The following is a 22,647-nucleotide window of genomic DNA, read 5'->3' as shown; positions in this document are numbered from 1 at the left end:
GTGGCCTGGCCGCGCGGCGTTGATGATCTTACGGCGTTGTCGGCCGCCCGCAAGGGTTTCCGGATTCACCTGCTACGGCGCGGGTTCGGGGTTGCTCGTCGGTGTCGGCTCGGACGTCGGGGGTGGTGACGAACTCGGCGGCGGAGTGGACGACGTGGGCGGTGGGGCCGTGGACGTGGGCGGTGGGGGAGGCGGCGGTTGCGGAGGCGGGGGCTGCGAGGTCGGCCCGGGAGGTCGGGGCGCGGGCGCCGGGGCGGGAGCGGGCCGTTGTGGTGCCGGGGCGGACCGTTGTGGCGCCGGGGCGGGACCGGGCGGCGGCGCGGTCGGAGCCGGAGCCGGGGGTGCCGCGGGCGGTGGGGGCGCAGCGGCGGCGGGCAGCGCGAGCACGGCCGGGCGGTCCGGCGCGACCGCGACGTCCCCGGGCGTCGGGACGGCTCCGCGCGCGTAGGCGTCGGCCCAGGCCAGCACGGCGCGCACGTACGCCTCCGAGTGGTTGTAGCGGAACACCGCCCCGGCCAGCTGCGCGCGGTCGCGGAGGTCGTCGCCTCCCGCGCAGAGCAGTCGGCCGGCGGCGCCGGCCGCGTCGAACACGTTGTGCGGGTCGGCCGTCCGGTCGCCGTTGCCGTCGGTGCCGTAGCGCCGCCACGTCGCCGGGATGAACTGCATCGGGCCCGCGGCCCGGTCCCACACCGGGTCGCCGTCGAGCGATCCGCCGTCGGTGTCGGGGATCGCGGCCACCCCGGGCGAGCCGGTCAGCCGGGGCCCGAGGATCGGTGTCGTGGTGCGGCCGGCCCGGTCGACGCGGCCGGACCGCGCGTGATCGGACTCGACCTTGCCGATGCCCGCCAGCGCGGACCAGTGCACGCCGCAGCGCGGCCTGGTGCGCGCGAGGGTGCCCGAGGCGCGTTCGTAGGCGGCCAGCACGACGCCGGGGATGCCGAGCCGTCCCGGATTCGGTGGCGGCGCGTCGACGGGAGGCGGCGGTTCGTCCGCCAACTGGGCGAGGAATCCCGGGCTGAGCCGGGTGTCCGAGGGCAACCGCCCGTCCGCGGACACCTCGGGCGGTGTCGGGGCGGCCCGGTGCGCCGGGGCGGAGGCGCCCGGTGCGGTGGCGGGGGAGTCGCTGCGCAGTGCGAGGGGCGGGACCAGGGCCACCAGCAGTCCGGTCGCCACGGCCGTGACGCGTTCCGCTCGCACCGACCGACCACCTCCCGCGGCTCGGCGTTCGAGGCTGCCGGACGCCCGCGATCTTCGCAAACCCCTGAACGAGGGGAGCCGGTGCGCTCCGGAGGAACGCGGGTTGCTCCCCGCGGCCGACCGCGGCCCGCCGCGCGCGGACCGCGCGTGCGGTGTCCGGGTCGGTGAAGACCTCGGCGAACTCGTCGACGCTGGCGGCGATGCTCTCGGCCAGCGGTGCGTTCTGCCAGATCTCGAACAGCCGTTTCTGCGCGGCCACGGCCGCTCTGCTGTGCCCGGTGAGCCGGTCGAGCATCCGCCGGGTGGCGGTGTCGAGGTCCTCGGCGGGCACGATGTCGTTGGCCAGCGCGGGAAGCGTCGAGACCGGGTAGCGGTCGCCGGTCAGGATCATCTCCTTGGCCTTGCCGAGCCCGACGTGCTGTTGCAGCAGCGCCGCGTCGACCACGGACGGGATGCCGACCCGGATCTCCGGCAGCCCGAAATCGGCGTGTTGGGCGACGATGCGCACGTCGCAGGCCAGCGCGAGTTCGAAGGCCGCGCCGAGGCAGTGGCCGTTGACCGCCGCCACCGTCGGGCACGGCGCGAGCCGCGCGGCGCCGACGAAGTCGCGCACCGCACCGATGAGCTCCCGCGCGCCGTCGCGGTCCAGGTCGCGGAACGAGTCGACGTGCATCCCGGCGGAGAACGCCCGGCCGCTGCCGGTGAACACGACGGCCTCCGGCGCCGGCCCGGACAGCAGGTCGGCGACCTCGCGCAGTTCGTCGACGGTGAGGGCGTTGAGCTTGTCCGGCCGTTCGAACCGGATCCAGCGGACACCCGACTCCCGCCACGTGGTGATCGCGGCCACGACCCGCAGTGTGCCACAGACCGGACGGTCGGTCTGGACGCGGGAGGAACCCGCGGGTAACACTGGGACCCGCTTGCCCGCGAGCAGACCGAGGAGACAGCGTGGGTGACAGTGTCCTGACCGAGATCTCCGGCGGCACCGCCGTGATCACCATCAACCGGCCCGAAGCGCGCAACGCCGTGGACCGTGCCGTGGCCGAGGGTCTGGCCGCCGCGATCGACGAGCTGGAGGCGCGGTCCGACGTCGTGCTCGGCATCCTCACCGGCGCGGGCGGCGTGTTCAGCGCGGGCATGGACCTCAAGGCGTTCACCCGCGGCGAGCGGCCCCACCTGGCGGGGCGCGGGTTCGGCGGTCTGACCGAGAGCCCGCCGTCGAAGCCGCTGATCGCCGCCGTGGAGGGGTGGGCGCTGGCCGGCGGGTGCGAGCTGGCGCTCAGCTGCGACCTGGTGGTGGCCTCGCGGGAGGCGAAGTTCGGGCTGCCGGAGGTCAAGCGCGGCCTGGTCGCCTCGGCGGGCGGCCTGCTGCGGCTGCCCAAGGCCCTGCCCTACCAGCTGGCCATGCAGGTGGCGCTGACCGGCGATCCGCTGACCGCCGAGATCGCCCACCGGCACGGTCTGGTCAACGTGCTCACCGAGCCCGGCGGCGCCCTGGACGGCGCGCGGGAGCTGGCCGCCCGCATCGCGGAGAACGGGCCGCTGGCGGTGCGCGCCACCAAGCGGATCGTCTCCGGCGCGGTGTCCTGGACCGACGCCGAGGCGTTCGCGAAGCAGGCGGAGATCGCCATGCCGGTGATGCGCTCGGCCGACGCCCAGGAGGGCGCGCGGGCGTTCGCCGAGAAGCGCAAGCCGGTGTGGCGGGGTGAGTGAGCAGTGGGGGAACGGTTGAGCGACGAGGAACTGCGGGACCGCAGGCGCGCGGTGCGCGAATTGGGCGCGTCCCTGCGGGAGTTGACCGAGGCGGCGGTGTCGACGGAGGTCGACACCGGGACGCTGCGCGAGGTGACCGCGCGGATCCGCGAGCTGGTGCCGCCGTTGGAGGCCGCGACCCGCGGGCGCGGTGAACCGGCCACTGTGGACGACGATCAGCGGCCCCGGCGGATGTACAACCCTGCCGTGGGGTCGGGGAACCCGTTCGCCCCGCCGTTGCGCGTCGAGATCGTCGACGGCGCCGCCGTCGGGACGTGCACGCTGGGTCTGATGCACGAGGGGCCGCCGAGCTACGTGCACGGCGGGGTCAGCGCGATGCTGCTGGACCAGATCCTCGGGCACGCCCACGCCGCGCACGGCAAGCCGGGCATGACGGTGAAGCTGTCGTTGCGCTACCGGCGCCCGGTGCCGCTGAAGACGCCGCTGCGCCTGGTCGGGCGCGTGCTGGACGCCCCCGACGGGCGCTGGACGAATTCGGTCGCCACCATCGCCACCGAGGCCGATCCGGACACCGTGCTCGTGGAGGCCGAGGGGTCGTTCGTGGCGCCCAGCGCGGAGCAGGCCAAGCGCTTGTTCGGCGGCCGGTTCATTTCGAGTACTGCTCGCGAAGCCGGTTCTTGAGCACCTTGCCGCTCGGGTTGCGCGGCAGTTCCCCGACGACCTGGATGCGGCGGGGGCACTTGTAGGCGGCCATCCGTTCCCGCGACCAGGCCAGCAGTTCCTCCGCCGTCGGCGGGTCGGCCGCCTCGCGCGGGACGAGCACGGCCAGTGGCGTCTCGCCCCACTTCGGGTCGGGCACGCCGATCAGCGAGACCTCGGCGATCTTGGGGTGACCGTGCAGGGTGTTCTCCACCTCGGCGCAGTAGATGTTCTCCCCACCGGAGATGATCATGTCCTTCTTGCGGTCCACCACGAAGAGGTAGCCGTCCTCGTCCTGGCGGACCAGGTCGCCGGAGTGGAACCAGCCGCCGCGGAAGGCTTCCGCGGTCTCCTCCGGCCTGCCCCAGTAGCCCTGCATGACCATCGGGCCGCGGTAGACGATCTCGCCGACCTCGCCGGGCGGTACGTCGTTCATGTCGTCGTCGACGATCCGGGCCTCGACGTTGAGGATCGGTTTGCCGACCGACCCGATCTTGCGCAGCGCGTCCGCGCCGCGCAGCATCGTCGTCACCGGACTGCACTCGGTCTGGCCGAACACCGACGTCACCTCGGCGTCCGGGAACGTCTCGATCATCCTGCGCAGCAGGTCGGTGGACGCCGGGGCCGCGCCCCAGGTGACGCGCCGCAGCGCGGACAGGTCGCGTTCGGCGATGTCCGGCACCGCGCAGATCGCCTGCCACTGCGCGGGGACGAAGAAGCACGACGTCACGCGTTCGCGTTCCAGCACGGCCACCGCCTCGGCGGGGTCGAAACCCCCGGTGCGGGCCACCACCCACGTCCCGCCGATCAGCAGCGTCGGCAGCATCGCGGCCAGTCCGGCGATGTGGAACAGCGGACCGCCGGACAACCCGATGCGGTCGTTGTCGCAGACCCCGTTCTGCACCAGCATGCTGAAGGTGTGCATCAGCAGGTTGCGGTGGGTGAGCACCGCGCCCTTCGGATGCCCGGTGGTGCCGGAGGTGTACATCACGAACGCGGGGGAGTGCTCGTCGACGGCGACGTCGACGGGCTCGGTGCTCGCCTCGCGCAGCGCGTCCTCGTAGCGCTCGGCGCCGTCGCTGCGCGCGTCGCCGATCACCAGGCACACCTCGGTGCACCGCGCCTTCGCCCGGGCCGCGGCGACGACGTCGGCGAAGGTCTCGTCGACCAGCACCGCCGCCGCGCCGCTGTCGGCGAGCACGTAGGCGATCTCGTCGGCGACGAGTCGGAAGTTGACCGGGACGCAGATCGCGCCGAGCCGCGCCGCGGCGTAGTAGCACTCGATCACCTCGATCCCGTTGTGCCCCAGCACGGCGATGCGGTCGCCGGGGCCGATCCCGCGCAGTCGCAGGGCGTTCGCGAGCCGGGTGGCGCGATCGTCGAGTTCGCGGTAGGTGCGGCGGGCGGCTCCGAAGCGGAGCGCGACGTCGTCGGGGGCGGTGCGGGCGTGCCGGGCGAGCTGGTCGCTCATCGTCATCCCGCGACCGGTCAGCAGCGGATCAGGCATCGGCGTCCTCGCCAGGAAGGGGATGTGGCGCACCTCATACTGAAGCGGAGCGGGGGTGCGCAGTCAAGGTCGACTCCCACCCCCGCCCGGTGCTCGCGGCTCGCAGGCGCGCCTCCTCGGTGGTGGCTGGGCGACGGTTTGGTGCTGTGGCGCGGTGCGCCTCCGTGGGGGGTGGTGGTCGGGTGACGGGTTGGTGCTGTGGCGCGGTGCGCCTCCGTGGGGGGTGGTGGTCGGGTGACGGGTTGGTGCTGTGGCGCGGTGCGCCTCCGTGGGGGGTGGTGGTCGGGTGACGGGAGGGCGAGAATCCCCAAAGGCACCACCAACGGAACGTCCACATCGGACCTCCGTCCCGGTTCGAGGAGGAACCGCATGTACCCAGGTGTGCACGCCGCCGAACGGCCCGACCACCCGGCCGTGATCGTGGCGGGATCCGGAACCCGGTTGACCTACCGCGGACTCGACGACCGTTCGCTGCGGCTGGCCAACGCGCTGCGGGCCGCGGGGCTGGGCGAGGGCGACGTCGTCGCCCTGCTGACCGACAACGACCCCCGCGCCTTCGAGGTGTACTGGGCCGCGGCGCGTTCCGGGATGTACGTCTGCGCGGTGAACAACCACCTCCAGGCGTCGGAGATCTCCTACATCGTCGAGGATTCCGGCGCGGGTGCGCTGGTGGTGTCGGCGGCGCTGGCCGACCTGGCGCGCGGCGTGGCCGACGAGGTGGCGGTGGGCACGCGGCTCGCCTTCGGTGGTCCGGTGGCCGGGTTCGACGACTACGAACGCGTCCTGGCCGCGGCGTCCACCCGCCGCCCGGACCGCCAGCCGCGGGGCGCCGATCTGCTGTACTCGTCGGGGACCACGGGGCGCCCCAAGGGGATCAAGCCCGCGCTGCCGGATCGGCAGGTGGACGAACCCGGCGATCGGCTCGTGGATCTGCTGCGCGCCGCCTACGGCTTCGGGTCCGATTCGGTGTACCTGTCCCCGGCGCCGGTGTACCACGCGGCACCGCTGCGCTTCTGCGCGTCCGTGCACGCGCTGGGCGGGACCGTGGTGCTGATGGAGCGGTTCGACGCCGAGGAGGCGTTGCGGGCGATCGAACGCCACGGCGTCACGCACAGCCAGTGGGTGCCGACGATGTTCGTGCGGATGCTCCGGCTCCCGGACGAGGTCCGCGCGCGGTACGACCTGTCGACGCACCGGGTCGCCGTGCACGCCGCCGCGCCGTGCCCGGTGGAGGTCAAGCGCGCGATGATCGACTGGTGGGGGCTGATCCTGCACGAGTACTACTCGGCCACCGAGGGCATCGGCATGACGCTGATCGATTCCCGGCAGTGGTCGGAGAAACCCGGGTCGGTGGGGCGTGCGGTGCTCGGCGTCGTGCACATCTGCGACGACGACGGCCGCGAGCTGCCGCCGGGCGAGGTCGGCACCGTCTACTTCGAACGCGAGGAGCAGGCGTTCGAGTACCTCGGGGATCCCGAGAAGACCCGCGCGGCCCGCCATCCCGCGCACTCCGGGTGGGCCACCGTGGGCGACCTGGGGTACCTCGACGAGGACGGCTTCCTGTACCTCACCGACCGGAAGGCGTTCCTGATCATCTCCGGTGGGGTGAACATTTACCCGCAGGAGGTCGAGAACGTCCTCGCCCCGCACCCGGCCGTGCTGGACGTCGCGGTCATCGGCGTGCCCGACGAGGAGATGGGCGAATCGGTCAAGGCCGTGGTGCAACCGGCTCCCGGTGCCGCGCCGGGCCCGGAGCTGGAACGCGAACTGATCGAGCACGTGCGCGCCCGGCTGGCGCACTACAAGGCCCCGCGCAGCGTCGAGTTCGTCGACGCGCTGCCGCGGACCCCGACCGGGAAGCTGGTCAAGGGGAAGTTGGAGGAACAGACGTCTTGAGTCGGAGGATCACGTGCCACCACGCTGGGGCATCACCGTCCCGTTCCAGGGCATCCCGCTGGCCGAGCAGCGCGAGCTGGTAGCCGAGCTGCCCGATCTCGGCTACACCGACGTGTGGTCGTCGGAGTCGAACGCCGCCGATGCGTTCACCCCGCTGGCGCTGGCCGCGGCGTGGGCGCCGCGGCTGCGGCTGGGTACCGCCATCGCGCCGGTGTACACCCGGGGTCCGGCGACCCTGGCGATGAGCGCGGCGACGCTGGCCGCGGCGGCGCCGGGGCGGTTCGCGCTCGGCGTGGGCACCTCGTCGAACGTGATCGTCGAGTCCTGGAACGGGATCCCGTTCACCGAGCCGTTCAAGCGGGTGCGCGACACCGTGCGGTTCCTGCGCCGGGCGCTGTCCGGCGAGAAGGTGACCGAGGAGTACGAGACGTTCGCCGTGCGCGGTTTCACCGCCGGACTCGTCCCCGACGAGCCGCCGCCGCTGCTGGTCGCCGCGCTGCGGCCGGGCATGCTGCGGCTGGCCGGGCGCGAGGGCGACGGTGCGATCATCAACTGGCTGTCGGCAGACGACGTGCGCACCGTGGTGCCGCACGTGCACCGGGGCGGGCCGGACAAGGAGGTCGCGGCGCGGATCTTCGTGCTGCCCGACGTCGACCCGGACACCGCGCGCGGCCTGGCCCGCCGCCAGATCGCCGCTTATCTGAACGTGCCGGTGTACCGCGCCTTCCACGAGTGGCTGGGCCGCGACGAGCTGACGCCGATGTGGCGGGCGTGGGAGTCCGGCGACCGCAAGGGCGCGCTCGCGGCGATCCCCGACGCCGTGGTGGACGAACTGGTCGTGCACGGCCCGGCGCAGCACTGCCGGGAACAGGTGCAGCGCTACGTCGACAACGGCGTCACCACGCCGATCATCGCGCTGCCCGGTCCGGGGGATCCGGTTTCGGCGGTGCGGGCGATGGGACTGCGGTGAGGAGTCCGGTGTGGACGGTGGGCGGCCCGGTGCCGCCCACCGGCGGCCGGTGAGCGAGAACGGGAGTGGCCACAGTGGACGCATCCGATGCGGTGCTGGTGTCCCGGGACGACCCGGTGCTGACGATCACCCTCAACCGCCCGCACCGCAAGAACGCGCTGGACCTGGCGGCCTGGGACGGGCTGCACGAGGCGTTGCGCACCGCCGCGTCCGAGGAGTCGGTGCGCGCGGTGGTGATCACCGGCGCGGGCGGTGATTTCTGCGCCGGCGCCGATCTCGGCAGCGACGTCGGTGACGTGCACCCGCTGCACCGGATGCACCGGATCAACGACATCGCCGCGACCCTGCACGAGATGTCCGAACCGGTCGTGGCCAAGGTGCGCGGGGTGGCCGTGGGCGCGGGCTGGAACCTCGCGCTGGGCTGCGACCTCGTCGTGGCCGCGCCGGACGCCCGGTTCTCCCAGATCTTCGCGCGGCGCGGGTTGTCGCCGGACTTCGGCGGTTCCTGGCTGCTGCCCCGCGCCGTGGGCATGCAGCGAGCCAAGCGGCTGGCGCTGCTCGGCGAGTTCGTCGACGCCCGGGAGGCGCTCGACCTCGGCCTGGTCGCCTGGGTCAGGCCGGACGACGAGCTCGACGTGTTCGTCGCGGACCTGGCCGCGCGGCTGGCGTCCGGCCCGCCGGTGGCGTTGGCGCAGACCAAGGCGCTGCTGCACGCCGGGGCGCAGCAGAGCTTCCGCGAGGCGTTGGAGAACGAGGCGCGCGCCCAGGCGGTCAACTTCGCCACCGAGGACGCCCCGGCGGCGCGCGAGGCGTTCGTGCGCAAGACCGAACCGACGTTCACCGGGAGGTGGGGAGTGCGCTGAACTGGGCATACATCAGGAGGGGCTTCCGCAGTCGAGACGGCCGCTGAGGTTCCGCCACCGGCACCGCCACGCAAAACGAGTCCAAGGACAGTCGGGCTGGCCACCCGGACGGCCACCGACCCGCTCGCCGCGGCGCGGGAGCTGGCCGCGGAGATCGCGGGCAAGAGCCCGGACGCCGTCCGACGCCGTGCACGGCGGCGACCACTGGCACCGGCAGCGTCGCCCACACGTGCGCGGCCTGCTGGCCGCGGGCCCGCGCCGGCCCGACCGGCTCCGCGGTCGCGGGCCTGCGGTCGAGGGCGGATCCTTCGGAAATGGCCTGGAAGTTGCCGAAGTCGAGTCCGGCGCAGAAGGACGGCCCGTTGCCGGACAGCACCACCGCGCGCACGTCGCGCCGCTCGCGCAGCCCCAGGCCGGTGGCGACCAGCGCGTCGAACATGGCCTGGTCCAGGGCGTTGTGCTTGTCGGCGCGGTCCAGGCGGACGTCCGCCACGCCGTCGCGAACCGCACAACTCACCCGCTGGTCGGTCGTCACGTCGTCCTCCTTGCCGTTGACCGGGATCCGGACGCTATGGACGCCTGGCCGAGGGCGTCAAGATCGACCCTTGTGCTGCGCGCCGGAGCGTGCCTAAAGTCACTGAACGAGCGTTAAGCGGCTCGCGCCTCATCGTCCACTGTGGAGGGAAGGATGGCCGGGTTTCGCGAAATCACCTCGGGACTGCGGTTCCCGGAAGGGCCGGTCGCGCTGTCCGACGGCTCCGTGCTCGTCGTGGAGATCGCGCGCGGCGCGCTGTCCCGGGTGGCCCCGGACGGCGCGGTGTCCGTGGTCGCCGACTGCGGCGGTGGGCCCAACGGCGCCGCGATCGGGCCGGACGGTGCGGTGTACGTGTGCAACAACGGCGGTTTCGCCTGGCTGGAGCGCGGCGGCCGGTTGGTCCCGGGCCACCAGCCCGCCGACTACCTCGGCGGCCGCATCCAGCGGGTCACCCTCGACGGCGAGGTCACCGACCTCTACACCGAGGTCGACGGGCACCCGCTGCGCGGCCCCAACGACCTCGTCTTCGACGCCGACGGCGGTTTCTACTTCACCGACCTGGGCAAGCGCCGGCCGCGCGACACCGACCGCGGCGGGCTGTACTACGCCACGCCGGACGGGCGGCACATCGCCGAGATCGCCTACCCGCTCACCGAGGCCAACGGTGTCGGGCTGTCTCCGGACGGCTCGCGGGTGTACGTCGCCGAGACCGTGACCGGCCGCGTCTGGTGCTGGGACGTCGAAGGACCGGGCCGGTTGCGCCGCGACGGCGACGGACCGGCCGGTGCCCGGCTGCTGCACGGCTTCTCCGGGTACCGCCCGCTGGACTCGCTGGCCGTGGACTCCGAGGGGAACGTGTGCGTGGCGACCCTGGTGACCGGTGAGATCAGCGTGCTGTCCCCGGAAGGCTCCCTGCGGCACACCGTCCGCCCACCCCGGCACGACCCGCACGTCACCAACATCTGCTTCGGCGGGCCGGACCTGCGCACCGCCTACATCACGTCCTCGGGGTGGGGCCTGCTGTACGCCACCGAGTGGCACTGCCCGGGACTGGAGCTGAACCACAACGCCTGAGGGAGGCTCGGTGTCCGAGGAGCAACGGCGACGGCTGCTGGCCGAACTCACCGGCCCCGGTGGGGAGTTCGAGATCGTCGAACGCGACGTCGGCGGCATCCCGATGCGCGTCTACGCCACCGGTCCGGCGACGCTGCGCGACGTCGTGGCGTTCACCGCGGTCCACGGGCGGCGCGACTTCCTGGTCCACGAGGGCTACCGCTGCGACTTCGCCGAGCACCTCCGGATCGTGGCGGGCCTCGCGCGGTGCCTGCGCGAGGAGTACGGCCTGCGACCCGGCGACCGGGTGGCGATCGCGATGCGCAACTACCCCGAGTGGTCGCCGGTGTTCTGGGCGGTCCTGGCGGCCGGGCTCATCGCGGTGCCGCTGAACGCCTGGTGGACCGGCCCGGAACTGGCCTTCGGCCTCGCCGACAGCGGCGCGCGACTGGTGTTCGCCGACGCCGAACGGGCCCGGCTGATCGAGGGGACACCGGTCGTCGAGGTCCGCGGCGACGGTTCCGGGGGCCGTCGCTGGGAGGAACTGCTGGCGGCGCTGCCCACCGAGGCCGACCTGCCGGACGTGCCGATCGGACCGGACGACGACGCCACGATCATGTACACCTCGGGCACCACCGGGCGCCCCAAGGGCGCGGTCGCCAGTCACCGCAACCACTGCACGAACCTGCTCAACAGCGCGCTGAACCGCCGCATCGCGGCCGGGCTGGCCAACGGCGGGGTGCTGCCCGACCCGCCCGGTCCGCAGGACCCGCAGCCGGGCGTGCTGCTGACGTTCCCGCTGTTCCACATCGCCGGGCTGACCGGGCTCTACCTGTCCGCGCTCAGCGGCGTCAAGCTGGCCACGTTGCACCGCTGGGACCCCGACGTCGCCGCCCGGCTGATCACCGCGGAAGGGCTCACCAGCGCTGGCGGGGTGCCCACGGTGATGCGCGACCTCGTCGAGCGCGCACCGCAGGCCGCGGCGCGCCTGGAGGGCGTCAACATGGGCGGCGCGCCGATCCCGCCGGACCTCGTGCACCGCATCGGGTCGCTGGGCACCGGACCGGCGAGCGGCTACGGGCTCACCGAGACCACCTCGGCGGTGGTCGGCAACTCGGGTGCGGACTACCTGGCCCGCGCGGACAGCGCGGGCCGCTGCGTGCCGGGCGCCGAGTTGCGCGTCGTCGACCCGGAAACCGGTCGCGACCTGCCCGACGGCGAGGTCGGCGAACTGTGGTTCCGCGGCCCGAACGTGGTGCGCGGCTACTGGAACGACCCGGCGGCCACCGCGGAGGCGTTCGTGGACGGCTGGTTCCGCACCGGCGACCTCGGCCACGTCCGCGACGGCTGGGTGTCGGTGGTGGACCGGATGAAGGACGTGGTGATCCGCGGCGGCGAGAACGTCTACTGCGCCGAGGTGGAGGCCGCGCTGTTCGAGCACCCGGCGGTCGCCGACGCCGCCGTGGTCGGCGTGCCGCACCCGACGTTGGGAGAGGAGGTCGCGGCGGTGGTCCGCCTGGCGGGGGAGGCCGACGCCGAGCAGCTGCGCGGGCACGTGGCCGAGCGGCTGGCGGCGTTCAAGGTCCCGGCGCACGTGGTGTTCTGGGACGGGCCGTTGCCGCGCACCCCCACGGGCAAGGTCGTCAAGCGGCGGTTGCGCCAGGAGGTCACCGCCAGGATCGGCTGAGAGCCTCGTCCTCGGACTCGTTTTGCGCAGTGGGTCCGGTGGCGGAACCGCACCCGCGGCGGTGCAAGTGGCGAGACGGCTCACCAGGAGAGAGAAAGACGGCCAGCTCCCCAGCCGTCGCTCTTACCGGCCCGGTTCGAAGACAGGCACTGACACGGGAGGCAGGCAATGGCACGAGCGGTTCGGGTGGCCGGGTTCTCCGGCTACCTCGGCGACCGGCGCGGTGCGCTGGACGAGGCGATGGCCGGCGACCCCGTCGACGTGCTCATCGGCGACTACCTCGCCGAGTTCACCATGGCGATGCTGGCGGCGCGTTCCTCGCCCGGGTACGTCACCTACTTCCTCGACCAGCTGCGCCCGCACCTGGCGGAACTGGCCGAACGCGGCTGCCGCGTGGTGGTCAACGCGGGCGGGTCCGACCCGGCGGGACTGGCCGCCGCGGTGCGCGCGCTCGCCGCCGAAGCGGGCGTGCGGCTGCGGGTGGCGCACGTCGAGGGCGACGACGTGCTGTCCGCTGTGGACGAACTGCGGGCCGCTGGGCACGAGCTGCGCAACGCCGACACCGCAGCGCCGCTGTCGGAGTGGGGCGCCGAACCGGTCGCCGCCCACGCCTACCTGGGCGGCTGGGGCATCGCCGCCGCACTGGGGGAAGGCGCCGACGTGGTGGTGTGCGGTCGGGTCACCGACGCGTCGCTGACCGCGGGCGCCGCGGCGTGGTGGCACGGCTGGCGCAGCACCGACTGGGACCGGCTGGCCGGTGCGGTGGTGGCCGGGCACGTCATCGAATGCGGACCGCACGCGGTCGGCGGCAACTTCTCCGGGTTCACCGGGATCCCCGGTGTGGTGCACCCGGGGTTCCCGGTCGCCGAGGTGGCCGCCGACGGTTCGGCGGTCATCACCAAGCACGCCCGCGACGGCGGCGCGGTCACGGTGGACACCGTCACCGCCCAGCTGCTCTACGAGATCCAGGGACCGCGCTACCTCAACCCGGACGTGACCGCGCACCTGGACACCGTGCGGCTGCGCGAGGTCGGCCCGAACCGGGTGGAGGTGTCCGGGGCGGAGGGTTCGCCGCCCCCGCCGACCACCAAGGTGGCGGTGTTCGCCCCGATCGGCCACCAGATCGTGCACACGCTGCACGCCACCGGCCTGGACGTCGCGGACAAGACCGAGCTGATCCGCGCCCAGGTGGCCGAGCTGGTCGCCGGGCAGGGCGTGGAGTTCGACGTCACCGCGCTGGGCACCGCCGCCGAGGACCCGGAGACGCAGTGGGAGGCCACGGTGCAGATCCGCGTGATGGCCACCGCGCCGGAGCCGGAACCGCTGCGCCGCCTGGTGGCGGGCCTCGGCGGGCTGTACCTGTCCAGCTTTCCCGGTTTCTACGCCGACTCGGCGGCCCGGCAGGCCGCCACGCCGGGGCGGCGCATCGCCTACTGGCCGGCCCTGCTGTCGGCCGAGGCGGTGCCGCACGAGGTGGTGCTCGACGACGGCGTGCGGATCCCGGTGGCGCCGCCGGTGGAGACCGCCGAACCCGTCCAGCCGGTGCACCCGGAGCCGGAACCGCTGCCGTCCGCGCGGACCCGGCGGATGCCGCTGGGCCGCGTCGCGCACGCGCGCAGCGGGGACAAGGGCGGCAACAGCAACGTCGGCATCTGGGTCGCCGATCCGGATGCCTGGCCGTGGCTGCGGCGACTGCTCAGCACCGACGAGCTGCGCCGCCTGATGCCCGAGGCCAAGCACCTGGACGTGGTGCGCCACGAGTTCCCGCACCTGCGGGCGGTGCACTTCGTCCTGCGTGGACTGCTGGGCACCGGCGGGTCCAGCAACCTGCGGGTGGACCCGATCGGCAAGGCGGTCGGCGAGTTCCTGCGCGCCCGCCACGTGGACGTGCCGGTGGAACTCACCCGCTGACGCCGACGATGCGCAGGGCGATGGTGACGTACCGGTCGGCCAGGTCGGCCGGTGCCACGTCGCCCTCCGGGTCGTACCACTGGGAGATCGCGTTGCACGCGGCCTGGATCGCCCGCCGCGCCTCCACCGGGTGCTCGCAGCGGAACACCCCGCGCGCCACGCCCTCGTCGATGGTGTCCTGGAACAGCCGGGCCGCGGCGTCGCGCAGTTCCGCGAGCCGCTGCGCGTGCTCGGGTTCGAGGTTGCGGACCTCGCGCGCGGCGATGGTGCTCTCCACCCGCCGCCGCACCCGGTAGTCGACGGTGGCGCGCACGATCGCGGCCAGCCGTTCCCGCGGGTCGTCGCCGCAGTCGCGCAGCGCCGCGTCGCAGGTCCGGAAGTAGTCGTTGACGCTGTCCTCGATGAGCCCGGCGAACAGCTCCTGCTTGCTGGAATGCCAGTAGTACAGCGCGGACAGGCTCAACCCGGCCCGCTTGGCGATGTCGCGGATGGACGTGCCGTGGTAGCCGCGCTCGGCGAACATCTCCCGCGCGGCGACGGTGAGCGCGTCACCGCCCTGGCCGCGCGGAATGGCGCCCGGGGTGTGGGACGGGGAGTCGGATGCCGTCGTCACGGGTCCCAGAGTACGGGGTGCGGCGCGGCAGCAGAACGGTTGACGTCCATCCGGGCGCAGCGCGGCCCACCGGATGTGGCGATCCACAATGGACTTTCATGTTCCCCGGTTCGACCACAGTGGACGGTCACGCGGAGTGCGCGGTCTTTCGCGGAAATCGCGGTATTGACAAACCGCGTGACGAGTCGCACTGTATCCCGCATCGGTGCGCAAATAGCGACACCGTTGTGAATATAGCAACGGAGGATCCGGTGGCGAGCTCGGGAGTGCTGCAGACCGCGGATCGCGCGCTGCAGGTGCTGCTCTCCTTCAGCGACGCCCGCCCCGAGTGGGGCGTCAGCGAACTCGCCCGCGAGCTCGGCCTGGACAAGTCGGTCGCGCAACGGCTGCTGGCGACCCTGGCGGCCCGCGGCTTCGTCCTGGCCGATCCGGAAACCCGCCGCTACCGGCTGGGTCCCGCGGTCGCGCAGCTGGCCCGCGTCGCCGAACGCGGCGGCGCGATGAGCCTGCTGGCCAGGCCCGTGCTGGCCGGACTCGCCCGCGAGACCGGGGAGAGCGCCGTGCTCAACGTCGCGCACGGCGGCTCCTACCGCACGGTGGCCGCGGTCGACGCCCGCGGACCGCTGAGCTACACGGCGGTCGTCGGGCACGTGATGCCCGGGCACGCCGGGTGTTCCGGGCACGCGCTGTTCGCCGGACAACCCGCCGAGGAGGTCCGCGAACTGTTCGGCCCCGAACCCCTGACCCGCTACACCCCGAACACCCCGACCAGCTACGCCGAACTGGAACAGCGCTGGCAGCAGGTCCGCGAGGCCGGGCTGTCGGTCTCCCGCGGCGAGTTCGACGCCAACGTCGGCGCCGTCGCGGTGCCGCTGCCCCTGTCCGGTGCCACCGTGGCGTCGATGACGTTGATCGGACCGGCCGAACGCGTCTCCGACCGGATCGACGAGCTGGTCGCCCCGCTGCGCGCGGCGGCCGAGGACCTGTCCCGCCGATTGGGCCTTGAGCACCGCGACCCCACGTCCGCGAAAGGCTGTCCATGACCCTCCGCGACCCCCTGGCCGGAACCGAGCGCGCCCACCCCCGGGCGTTCGAGCCGACGGTGCTGGTCATCACCGCCGTGCTGTCGGTGGTCGGCGCCATCATCGGAATGCACCTGATCACCACCCTCGGGATCTCGGCGAACACCTCGGTGATCGGCGCGCTCATCGCGATGATCATCGGCCGGATCAACCTCGCCGGGCTGCGCCGGATGCGGTCGGTGCACCGGCAGAACCTCGTGCAGAGCGCGGTGTCCGGCGCGACCTTCGCCGCCGCCAACTCGCTGCTGGCACCGATCGCGGTGCCGTTCGCCTTCGGCCGCGCGGACCTGGTGTGGCCGGTGTTCGGCGGCGTCGTCGTCGGCCTGCTGGCCGACTCCTTCGTGCTGTACCGGCTGTTCCACTCCCGGCTGCTGCCCGCGCAGGCCGCCTGGCCGCCCGGGGTGGCCGCGGCCGACACCATCATCGCCGGCGACAAGGGCGGCCGGCGCGCGGCGGTCCTGGCCGGGGGCGCCGTCGTCGGCTTCCTCGGTTCGCTGGTCAAGCTGCCGGTGTCGGCGGCGGGCGTGGCGTTCATCGGCAACGTGTGGGCGCTGTCGATGTTCGGCGTAGGCCTGCTGTTCAGCCAGTACAGCCCGACCTGGTTCGGCGTCGACCTCAACGACCTGTACATCCCGCACGGCGTGATGATCGGCGCCGGGCTGGTGGCGCTCGGCCAGGCCGCGTTCCTGATGTTCCGCCGCCGCGGCGGCACCTCCGCCCCGGCCGAGGACGTCGACCCGAGCACCGTCCCGCAGGTCGACGAGCGGCAGTTGCGCCGCGGCGTGCTGGAGGGCTACGTGCTGTTCGTCGTCGGCGCCGCCGTGGTGGCGCTGGCGGGCGGCCTCATCGCCGACATGTCGCTGCCCGGTCTGCTCGGCTGGATCCTGGTGGCCGCGCTCGCCGCGGTGGTCCACGAGCTGATCGTGGGGCTGGCCGCGATGCACTCCGGCTGGTTCCCCGCGTTCGCGGTGACGCTGATCTTCCTGGTGCTCGGGCTGCTGCTGGGCGTGCCCGCGGTGCCGCTGGCGCTGTTCGTCGGCTACACCTCGGCCACCGGGCCCGCGTTCGCCGACATGGGGTACGACCTCAAGGCCGGTTGGCTGCTGCGCCGCGACCACCGCCCCTACGACGCCTTCGAGCGCTCCGGCCGCTTCCAGCAGTACCTGGCCACGCTGGTGGGTTTCGCCGTCGCCACCGTCGCCGTCGCGGTGTCCTGGCGGGCGTACTTCGGCGACGGGCTGCTGCCGCCGGTGGCCAAGGTGTACGCGGCGACCATCCACGCCGGTCTCGACGATCCGAACGTGCTGGTCACGCTGCTGCTGTGGGCCGTGCCCGGCGCGCTGATCCAGCTGCTGGGCGGACCGAACCGGCAGATGGGGGTGCTGCTGGCGACCGGTCTGCTCATCGTGACCCCGCAGGCGTGCTGGCTGGTGTTCGGCGCCCTGCTGGTCCGGGTGCTCTACCGGCGGTGGCGCGGCAGCTCCGCCGACGAGGACCTCAACCTGGTCGGAGCGGGCCTCATCGCCGGCGACGCCCTGTACTCGACCAGCCGCATCTTCGACGCGAAGAAATAGCGTCGCCTTTCGAGAGAAGTGATGGAGGAACAGCAGTGGAGGTCGTCAGCCGAGTCGAATCGCGGCCGGAGTACCTGTCCTGGGAAGCCGCGGTCGGGGCCCGCAAGCTGGTCGAGCAGATCATGCTCGTCAAGCCGGGGGAGCAGGTGATCATCACCGGGGACACCTCGACCGACCGCCGGGTCGTCGAGTTGACCGCCCAAGCGGTCGCCGCGGCCGGTGCGGTGCCCACCGTGGTCTGGTACGAGACGCGGCCGAGCTCGGCGATGGAACCGCCGTCGCCGGTGGCCGGGGCGGTCGCCGCGGCGGACGTGTGGATCGAGTTCAGCCTCGCCTACATCATGCACAGCGACGCGTTCCGCGCCGCCATCGCCAACGGCGTGCGCTACACCAACGTCACCGGCATGGACGTGCCGATGCTGGTCGACACCATCGGCCGTCCCGACTTCGAGGGCGTGATGCGGCTGGGCCGCGCCCTCGTGCGGCTGCTGGAGAACGCCGACGAGGTGCGCATCACCGCGGCCAACGGCACCGACCTGGTCGGCCGGAACCAGGGCCGCCCGATCAACCTGCGCGGCAAGCCCGCCGAGAAACCGGGCGAGACGGTCATGCTGTCCGGGCAGATCTCGTGGAACCCGGTCGAGGAGACGCAGAACGGCGTGCTGGTGTTCGACGGCGCCCTGTGGCCGCCGGCCGACATCGGTCTGCTGCGCTCCCCGGTGCGCTGCGCGGTGGCCAACGGCGTGGTCACCGAGATCAGCGGGGACCGCGACGCCGACGTCTTCCGCGCCTGGATGGAGTCCTTCGACGACCCGAACATGTTCCGGCTGGCGCACTGGTCGCTGGGCTTCAACCCGGGCGTGCTCCAGCCGACCGGTCGCATCGTCGAGGACGAGCGGGTCTTCGGCTGCGTGGAGATCGGCATCGGCACCAAGGGCGCCTGGATCGGCGGCGAACCGTGGGTCGCCGCGGCGCACACCGACGGCAGCGTGCTCGGCCCGTCGATCCACCTCGACGGCGAACCGATCGAGGAGCACGGCCGCTACGTCCACCCCGAGCTGGTCGAGATCTGCCGCGAGATCGGCGCCCCGGGCTACTGACCGCGAGCCGGGCGGGGGTTCCGGCGCCGAACCCCGCCCGGCCGCCCCGCAGAACGAGTTCGACGACAACGTCAGGAGTGCGCGCATGTCCGTGGTCACCACCTACCGCCGTCCCGGCCTCGTCGCCCGGGACCACGTGTTCCGGGTCCCGCTGCGGCACGGCGACCCGGAGTCGCCGGAGATCGAGGTGTTCGGCCGGGAGGTGGTGGCGCCGGGCAAGGAGGACGACCGGCTGCCGTGGCTGGTGTACTTCCAGGGCGGTCCGGGCGGCAAGGCGGAACGCCCGCTGAGCACCAGCGCGTGGCTGGGCCGCGCGCTGCGCGACCACCGGGTGCTGTTGCTCGACCAGCGCGGCACCGGGCGCAGCACTCCGGCCAACCGCACCACCCTGGCCGGGATGGGACCGCGCGAGCAGGCCGAGCACCTGGGCCTGCTGCGCGCCGACTCGATCGTGCGGGACGCCGAGGTGCTGCGCGAACGGCTGATCGGCGAGGAGCCGTGGTCGGTGCTCGGGCAGAGCTTCGGCGGGTTCTGCGCGCTGACCTACTTGTCGACGGCCCCGCACGGCCTTCGGCAGGTGCTGATCACCGGTGGCATCCCCACGTTGACCGGCCACGCCGACGACGTCTACCGCGCCGCCTACCCGCGGGTGCTGGCCAAGAACGACGCCTACTACGCGCGTTACCCGGGCGACGTCGACCTCGCCCGGCGCGTCGTCGACCACCTCGCCGAGCACGACGTGCGGATGCCCACCGGCGAACGGCTGACGCCCGAGCGGTTCCAGACCCTCGGCATCCAGTTCGGCCAGGGCGCCCGCTTCGACGCGTTGCACTACCTGCTGGAGGAGGCGTTCGTCCCGGGCCCGCGCGGGCCCGAGCTCTCGGACACCTTCCTGCGCGGGGTGGACGCGGTGGTCTCGTTCGCCGAACGTCCGCTGTACGCCGTGCTGCACGAGTCGATCTACTGCCAGGGCGGTGCCTCGCGCTGGTCGGCGCACCGGGTGCGCGGCGAGTTCGACCGGTTCGACCTCTCGCGCGGCGGCCGGGTCGAGTTCACCGGCGAGATGATCTACCCCTGGATGTTCGAGCAGGACCCGGCGCTGGTGCCGCTGCGGGAGGCCGCCGATCTGCTCGCGCACCGGCGGGACTGGCCCGCCCTGTACGACCTGGACCGGCTGGCCCGCAACGACGTCCCGGTCGCCGCGGCGGTCTACCACGACGACATGTACGTCGACCGCGATCAGGCGCTGGAGTCGGCGGGGCGGGTCCGCGGGGCCCGCACGTGGGTCACCAACGAGTACGAGCACGACGGCGTCAAGGCTTCCCCGGCGGTGCTGGACCGGCTGCTGGCGATGAACCGAGGCGACGCCTGAGCCGGGTGCCCGTCCTCCGAAACCGCCGGGTTGCTGGTGCGGCCTGAGTGAGGGGTCGTTATCGTGCGTGTCTCATGCGATCCGGGGAGGACTGGCGGCGGGTGTTCGACCAGGCCGCGGGCGCGATGGCGATCATGGACTTGCAGGGTCGCTACCTGCACGTCAACGCCACGTTGTGCCGGCTGCTGGGCTACCAACCCCACGAGTTGGAGGGCCGCGACTACCGCGACGTGACGCATCCCGACGACGTCGACCCGGAGGGTCCGCTGCCTTCCGACCAGCCGTTGGAGAAGCGGTACCTGCGTCCCGACGGTGGTGTCGTGTGGGTGCTGGTGGCCCGGTCGGTGGTCTGCGACGAGGACGGGACCCCGCGCTACTTCCTGTCCCAGTTCCAGGACATCACCGCGCGCCGCGAAGCGGAGCTGCTGTGGCAGCGCAGCTTCGCCAACGCGCCCATCGGCATGGCGGTGGTCGACCTCAAGGGCGTGTGGACGGCGGTCAACGACGCCCTGTGCGCGATGCTCGGCTACGACCGCGACGAGCTGCTGGGCATGTCGTTCACCGACATCACGTACGAGGGCGACGAGCCGCAGAGCTTCGACTCGCTGGCGGACCTCATCGAGGGCCGCGCGGACGCGGTGACCCTGGAGAAGCGCTACCGGCACAAGCAGGGGCACCCGATCTGGGTCATGATCCGCGCGACGACGGTCCCGGGGGTCGACGGCAGCCCGGCCTACGTGGTCAGCCAGTACGAGGACATCGGCGAACAGCGGCTCGTCGACGCGCACCTGGCGCACCTGGCGCTGCACGACCCGCTGACCGGCCTGGCGAACCGCGCCCTGCTCTCCGACCGGCTGGAGCAGGGGTTGCAGCAGCTGGAGCGGGGCGACGCGGTGCTGGCGGTGGTGCTGGTCGACCTGGACCGGCTCAAGCCGGTCAACGACCGCTACGGGCACGCGGCGGGCGACCAGCTGCTCATCGCCGCGGCGCGGGAGCTGCAACTGGCGGTGCGGGCCGGCGACACCGTGGCCCGCCTGGGCGGTGACGAGTTCGTGGTGGTCAGCATGCTGGCCGACGAGAACGCGGCGCACGCGTTGCGCGACCGGGTCGAACGGCGGCTGAACACCGAGGCCGTGGTGCACGGCACGTCGGTGCGGCTCAGCGCCAGCGTCGGCCACGCCGTCACCGCCGACCCGCAGGATTCGCCGGAGCGGCTGCTCGACGTCGCCGACCGGGAGATGTACTCCCGCAAGCGGCGCCGCCGCTCGGACCAGCAGTGACGCCCGGTCCCCGGCGGCGCCGCGCACCACGGGTTCCTCAGTGGCGGTGGCAGGAGGCCCAGAAGCCCGAGTCGTAGCCGCGGGAGTAGCCGTCCTCCCAGCCGCGCTCGAAGTCGTTGCGGCGGAACCGCTCCAGGTGGAACGTGTCGCGATGGCCGAGGATGTGGTTGCAGAAGCGGCCGTCGGCCCAGCCGTCGGCGTGCCCCCAGCGGTAGCCGACGCGGAAGCCCTGGTGGTACTGCCACCCGATCTGCGGTTGCAGTGCGGTGGCCGAGCTGCGCGCCGGCACGTGTGCCGCCGATGCCTGGGCGATGCCCAGCGGCGAGAACGCCAGCAGGGCCGCCATCAGCGCCGTTCCGAGCAGTACCCGGGTCTTCTTGCGCATCGCCCTCACCGTCCTTCGCGGTCGTGGCACGAAAACGCCCATTGAACGCCGCTCGGTCTCCCGGGCGACAGGGCCATAAGTCCTCAATGGACCGTCAAGTCTTTGTTCGACTTTCCGTTCCCCGCAGGAGCTTTCGACGCACGAGCGAACGCTTGCGGCATCCGGAACTCGAACGGTCGCTCGGTCGCGTCTTGACGGTGTCGTGCGCCCCTCGCTACGCTCCGTGAAATGGACCTGTCGAAGACCCAAAAATTCGGGGTGCGGTCGATGTCGTCCGAACTGCGCCGCGTGCTGCTGCGCGCCCCGGCGCTGACCGGCGACTTCGCCGCCGCCGACTGGCGCGAGCCCGACCCCGACCTGCTGGCGCGGCAGCACGAGCGGTTCGCCGGGCTGCTGGCTGATCTCGGCTGCGAGGTGGAGGTCGCCCCGGCCGTCGACGGCCTGGTCGACGCCACCTACGCGCGGGACCCGGCCCTGGTCACCGGGCGTGGCGCCATCCTGTTCGAGATGGCCAAACCGATCCGCCGCGCCGAACCCGAACTGCTCGGCGAGGCGTTCGAGAAGGCGGGTGTCCCGATCCTCGGCAGGCTCACCGGCGACGCCCGCGCCGACGGCGGCGACTTCGTGTGGCTGGACGCCGAGACCCTGCTGGTCGGCCGCAGCTACCGCACCAACGACGAGGGCATCCGGCAGATCGCCGAGCTGGTCGAACCCGAAGGCGTGCGCGTCACCTCGGTCGACGTGCCGCACGACCAGGGACCCGAGCACGTGCTGCACCTGATGTCGTTCCTGTCCCCGCTGGCGCCGGACCTGGCCGCGGTGCACCTGCCGCTGGCCCCGGTGCGGCTGGTGGAGGAGCTGCACGCGCGCGGGGTCACGATCGTCCCCGTCGACGACGCCGAGTACGCCACCATGGCCTGCAACGTCCTGGCCGTGCGCCCGCGCGTGGTGGTCATGGTCGAGGGCAACCCCCGCACCCGCGCCGCCCTGGAGGCGCACGGGTGCGAGGTGCACACCTACGCGGGATCGGAGATCTCCGTCAAGGGCGACGGCGGCCCGACCTGCCTCACCGCGCCCCTGCTGCGGGACTGAATCCGCCGCGGCGCGCGTCGGTCGAAGACCGCGGAGCACGGTCACTTGCTCGGCACCGGTTCGGGCACCAGCGTCACCGCGGTCGCCGATGACCACCACCCCGCCGACCCGTCCAGTC

At 73.0% G+C, this 22,647-nt stretch carries 19 protein-coding genes and 1 pseudogene; 14 read left to right on the top strand and 6 right to left on the bottom strand.

Annotation, left to right across the window (positions count from 1 at the left end):
• Positions 1 to 72 precede the first annotated feature (72 nt).
• On the bottom strand, positions 73 to 1,197 hold the full coding sequence (locus tag NV263_RS20125) for a lytic transglycosylase domain-containing protein (RefSeq protein WP_263248007.1): 1,125 nt from the start codon (positions 1,195 to 1,197) through the stop codon (positions 73 to 75).
• 199 nt (positions 1,198 to 1,396) lie between these two features.
• Positions 1,397 to 2,044, bottom strand: a pseudogene (locus tag NV263_RS30730) (enoyl-CoA hydratase/isomerase family protein); the annotation flags it as partial.
• 101 nt (positions 2,045 to 2,145) lie between these two features.
• Between NV263_RS30730 and NV263_RS20115 the strand changes: the two are divergent.
• Together NV263_RS20115 and NV263_RS20110 are read left to right on the top strand one after the other, a co-directional pair.
• Positions 2,146 to 2,910 (top strand): crotonase/enoyl-CoA hydratase family protein, encoded by a 765-nt coding sequence (locus tag NV263_RS20115; protein ID WP_263248004.1) that lies wholly within the window; start codon positions 2,146 to 2,148, stop codon positions 2,908 to 2,910.
• Positions 2,911 to 2,925: 15 nt separating this feature from the next.
• Positions 2,926 to 3,591, top strand: a complete 666-nt coding sequence (locus NV263_RS20110) for a PaaI family thioesterase (RefSeq protein ID WP_263248002.1) — start codon at positions 2,926 to 2,928, stop codon at positions 3,589 to 3,591.
• On the opposite strand, the gene NV263_RS20105 is transcribed toward NV263_RS20110, so the two are convergent.
• The gene (locus NV263_RS20105; RefSeq protein ID WP_263248000.1) at positions 3,557 to 5,116 is read right to left on the bottom strand and encodes a long-chain-fatty-acid--CoA ligase; all 1,560 of its coding nucleotides are present in this window, start codon (positions 5,114 to 5,116) and stop codon (positions 3,557 to 3,559) included. The genes NV263_RS20110 and NV263_RS20105 overlap by 35 nt on opposite strands.
• A 369-nt stretch (positions 5,117 to 5,485) precedes the next feature.
• Between NV263_RS20105 and NV263_RS20100 the strand changes: the two genes are divergently transcribed.
• The 3 genes from NV263_RS20100 to NV263_RS20090 all read left to right on the top strand — a co-directional run bounded on the left by NV263_RS20100 (position 5,486) and on the right by NV263_RS20090 (position 8,845).
• Positions 5,486 to 7,012 (top strand): acyl-CoA synthetase, encoded by a 1,527-nt coding sequence (locus NV263_RS20100; protein ID WP_263247999.1) that lies wholly within the window; start codon positions 5,486 to 5,488, stop codon positions 7,010 to 7,012.
• A gap of 13 nt (positions 7,013 to 7,025) precedes the next feature.
• Positions 7,026 to 7,982: an LLM class F420-dependent oxidoreductase gene (locus tag NV263_RS20095; protein ID WP_263247998.1), complete on the top strand. Its 957-nt coding sequence runs from the start codon at positions 7,026 to 7,028 to the stop codon at positions 7,980 to 7,982.
• A 74-nt stretch (positions 7,983 to 8,056) separates the two neighbouring features.
• The gene (locus NV263_RS20090) at positions 8,057 to 8,845 is read left to right on the top strand and encodes an enoyl-CoA hydratase/isomerase family protein (protein WP_263247997.1); all 789 of its coding nucleotides are present in this window, start codon (positions 8,057 to 8,059) and stop codon (positions 8,843 to 8,845) included.
• Here the strand turns inward: NV263_RS20090 and NV263_RS20085 are convergent.
• Positions 8,820 to 9,380: an enoyl-CoA hydratase-related protein gene (locus NV263_RS20085; protein ID WP_263247996.1), complete on the bottom strand. Its 561-nt coding sequence runs from the start codon at positions 9,378 to 9,380 to the stop codon at positions 8,820 to 8,822. The two genes, NV263_RS20090 and NV263_RS20085, sit on opposite strands and share 26 nt — an antisense overlap.
• A 153-nt stretch (positions 9,381 to 9,533) precedes the next feature.
• Between NV263_RS20085 and NV263_RS20080 the strand changes: the two genes are divergently transcribed.
• The 3 genes from NV263_RS20080 to NV263_RS20070 all read left to right on the top strand — a co-directional run bounded on the left by NV263_RS20080 (position 9,534) and on the right by NV263_RS20070 (position 14,031).
• Positions 9,534 to 10,454: an SMP-30/gluconolactonase/LRE family protein gene (locus tag NV263_RS20080; protein ID WP_263247994.1), complete on the top strand. Its 921-nt coding sequence runs from the start codon at positions 9,534 to 9,536 to the stop codon at positions 10,452 to 10,454.
• Between the two features lie 10 nt (positions 10,455 to 10,464).
• Positions 10,465 to 12,120: a class I adenylate-forming enzyme family protein gene (locus NV263_RS20075; protein ID WP_263247992.1), complete on the top strand. Its 1,656-nt coding sequence runs from the start codon at positions 10,465 to 10,467 to the stop codon at positions 12,118 to 12,120.
• A gap of 168 nt (positions 12,121 to 12,288) precedes the next feature.
• On the top strand, positions 12,289 to 14,031 hold the full coding sequence (locus NV263_RS20070; protein WP_263247990.1) for an acyclic terpene utilization AtuA family protein: 1,743 nt from the start codon (positions 12,289 to 12,291) through the stop codon (positions 14,029 to 14,031).
• Here NV263_RS20070 and NV263_RS20065 read toward each other — a convergent pair.
• On the bottom strand, positions 14,021 to 14,644 hold the full coding sequence (locus NV263_RS20065) for a TetR/AcrR family transcriptional regulator (RefSeq protein ID WP_263247989.1): 624 nt from the start codon (positions 14,642 to 14,644) through the stop codon (positions 14,021 to 14,023). The genes NV263_RS20070 and NV263_RS20065 overlap by 11 nt on opposite strands.
• A gap of 251 nt (positions 14,645 to 14,895) precedes the next feature.
• Here NV263_RS20065 and NV263_RS20060 point away from each other — a divergent pair, with 251 nt between their 5' ends.
• The 5 genes from NV263_RS20060 to NV263_RS20040 all read left to right on the top strand — a co-directional run bounded on the left by NV263_RS20060 (position 14,896) and on the right by NV263_RS20040 (position 21,052).
• A complete protein-coding gene (locus NV263_RS20060) occupies positions 14,896 to 15,687 on the top strand; it encodes an IclR family transcriptional regulator (protein WP_263247988.1) in 792 nt (263 codons plus the stop codon).
• Positions 15,684 to 17,300, top strand: coding sequence for an OPT/YSL family transporter (locus NV263_RS20055; protein WP_263247986.1), 1,617 nt, complete (start codon positions 15,684 to 15,686; stop codon positions 17,298 to 17,300). The genes NV263_RS20060 and NV263_RS20055 overlap by 4 nt, the downstream gene beginning before the upstream one ends.
• 35 nt (positions 17,301 to 17,335) lie before the next feature.
• Positions 17,336 to 18,400: a M29 family metallopeptidase gene (locus NV263_RS20050; protein ID WP_263247985.1), complete on the top strand. Its 1,065-nt coding sequence runs from the start codon at positions 17,336 to 17,338 to the stop codon at positions 18,398 to 18,400.
• Between the two features lie 85 nt (positions 18,401 to 18,485).
• Complete coding sequence (locus tag NV263_RS20045; RefSeq protein ID WP_263247984.1) at positions 18,486 to 19,772, top strand: alpha/beta hydrolase; 1,287 nt, start codon at positions 18,486 to 18,488, stop codon at positions 19,770 to 19,772.
• 74 nt (positions 19,773 to 19,846) lie between these two features.
• The gene (locus tag NV263_RS20040; protein ID WP_263247982.1) at positions 19,847 to 21,052 is read left to right on the top strand and encodes a sensor domain-containing diguanylate cyclase; all 1,206 of its coding nucleotides are present in this window, start codon (positions 19,847 to 19,849) and stop codon (positions 21,050 to 21,052) included.
• Positions 21,053 to 21,089: 37 nt separating this feature from the next.
• Here the strand turns inward: NV263_RS20040 and NV263_RS20035 are convergent, their stop codons facing one another.
• Entirely contained in the window at positions 21,090 to 21,437 is a 348-nt protein-coding gene (locus NV263_RS20035) for a hypothetical protein (protein WP_263247981.1), read from the bottom strand.
• A 228-nt stretch (positions 21,438 to 21,665) separates the two neighbouring features.
• On the opposite strand from NV263_RS20035, the gene NV263_RS20030 reads away from it, so the two are divergent.
• Positions 21,666 to 22,529, top strand: a complete 864-nt coding sequence (locus NV263_RS20030) for a dimethylarginine dimethylaminohydrolase family protein (RefSeq protein ID WP_263247979.1) — start codon at positions 21,666 to 21,668, stop codon at positions 22,527 to 22,529.
• Positions 22,530 to 22,647: the final 118 nt, after the last annotated feature.

The sequence above is a fragment of the Saccharopolyspora rosea genome (assembly GCF_025643595.1).
GTDB lineage: Bacteria > Actinomycetota > Actinomycetes > Mycobacteriales > Pseudonocardiaceae > Saccharopolyspora > Saccharopolyspora rosea.
The sequence above is the reverse complement of the archived record's forward strand: the minus strand, read 5'-3'. Positions and strand labels throughout refer to the sequence as shown.

Coding starts and splice junctions, on each gene's coding strand:
- NV263_RS20105 (WP_263248000.1), bottom strand. CDS start 5,116: ATGCCTGATCCGCTGCTGACCGGTCGCGGGATGACGATGAGCGACCAG.
- NV263_RS20100 (WP_263247999.1), top strand. CDS start 5,486: ATGTACCCAGGTGTGCACGCCGCCGAACGGCCCGACCACCCGGCCGTG.
- NV263_RS20080 (WP_263247994.1), top strand. CDS start 9,534: ATGGCCGGGTTTCGCGAAATCACCTCGGGACTGCGGTTCCCGGAAGGG.
- NV263_RS20070 (WP_263247990.1), top strand. CDS start 12,289: ATGGCACGAGCGGTTCGGGTGGCCGGGTTCTCCGGCTACCTCGGCGAC.
- NV263_RS20055 (WP_263247986.1), top strand. CDS start 15,684: ATGACCCTCCGCGACCCCCTGGCCGGAACCGAGCGCGCCCACCCCCGG.
- NV263_RS20045 (WP_263247984.1), top strand. CDS start 18,486: ATGTCCGTGGTCACCACCTACCGCCGTCCCGGCCTCGTCGCCCGGGAC.
- NV263_RS20040 (WP_263247982.1), top strand. CDS start 19,847: ATGCGATCCGGGGAGGACTGGCGGCGGGTGTTCGACCAGGCCGCGGGC.
- NV263_RS20035 (WP_263247981.1), bottom strand. CDS start 21,437: ATGCGCAAGAAGACCCGGGTACTGCTCGGAACGGCGCTGATGGCGGCC.
- NV263_RS20030 (WP_263247979.1), top strand. CDS start 21,666: ATGGACCTGTCGAAGACCCAAAAATTCGGGGTGCGGTCGATGTCGTCC.